The following is a 1,163-nucleotide window of genomic DNA, read 5'->3' on the forward strand; positions in this document are numbered from 1 at the left end:
GCTCATGTCTATGGCAATGCCAAGGTAATTGGCTATACTGAGATTGGTGGTGATACCAAAATTGGTGGCAATTATAAAGAACCCGTTATCACTGGTGATATTGTTTTTACAACTGTGTAAATGACGCGCGGGCGCGGCGGGGGCGCCCCTCTTTAAACATTTCATTCTAAAATTCAAATCTATTTATAAAGGAATTGTGCTATGCAAAAAAAGTTTGCACTCACAAATGAGACACGTGTATTTAATAATCAAACTCTTTATCGCATCCAAGCATTAAGGGATTTTGACGATGTTAAGGCTGGTGCCTTGGGTGGTTTTATTGAAAATGAAAGTAACCTCTCTCATGATGGCAATTGCTGGATCTATGATAATGCTCTTGTTTTAAATCCTGCCCATATTTATGAAAATGCCAAGGTTTTTAATAATGCTATTATAATGGGTAGTGTTTATGGCAATGCCCATGTATGTGACCGTGCCCGCGTTTATGCAAATGCTCATGTTTATGACAATGCGCATCTTTCTTATAATGCTTGGGTTTATCATCAGGCGCGGGTTTATGGCAATGCAAAATTATCAGGAAATGCTCGTATTCATAGCAAGGCGGTAGTTTATGATCATGCTGTTGTTAGTGGCGCTGCTAAAATTTATGGCAAGGTTTATGGGAATGCTAGCGTGGGCTGTCATACTGATGTTTATGGCTCTGCAAGATTAAAAAGAGATAGTGATTTATATTGGGTTCCCATAAATTGTGAGGTTTATGAAAACGATACCGTTGTAAAGATTATTGAAAATAACGCTGCTTAAATAAAGCATGGGCGTTGTGGGGGCGCCTGCTTTCCAATCCAATTTTCCATTTCAAATTTTAGAAAACGTTTATCACATTAGATTGTGAGGGTATCCCTATGTGCAAAAAATACGAATTAACCAGTGAAATCAAAAAAATCAAACATGCACTTACTCGAAATATTATAACTCTTTATCGCATTCGTGCTTTAAAAGATTTTGATGATATAAAGGCGGGGTCTTTAGGCGGCTTTATTGAAAAGGAAGTTAACCTATCCCATGATGGTAATTGCTGGGTCTATGATGAGGCTTGTGTCTATGGTCATGCAAGAGTGTATGAAAATGCAAAAATACGCCATTTTTCTCAAGTCTGTGGTCAA

General features: G+C 38.0%; 1 protein-coding gene and 1 pseudogene. Both read left to right on the top strand.

All coding sequences use genetic code 11. The features are described 5' to 3' along the window. Positions 1 to 201: 201 nt before the first annotated feature. Positions 202 to 804 carry a hypothetical protein gene (locus ACFIME_RS07420; protein WP_375675350.1) on the top strand — a complete coding sequence of 201 codons (603 nt, stop codon included), beginning with the start codon at positions 202 to 204 and terminating at the stop codon, positions 802 to 804. 98 nt (positions 805 to 902) lie between these two features. Continuing rightward, positions 903 to 1,163: pseudogene (locus ACFIME_RS07425) on the top strand (hypothetical protein); the annotation flags it as partial.

The organism is Bartonella sp. AP1QHHD (assembly GCF_042196265.1).
In the GTDB taxonomy this organism is placed as follows: domain Bacteria; phylum Pseudomonadota; class Alphaproteobacteria; order Rhizobiales; family Rhizobiaceae; genus Bartonella.

Excerpts from the sequence above, each read along its gene's own strand:
- ACFIME_RS07420 (WP_375675350.1), top strand. The coding sequence starts at position 202 with ATGCAAAAAAAGTTTGCACTCACAAATGAGACACGTGTATTTAATAAT.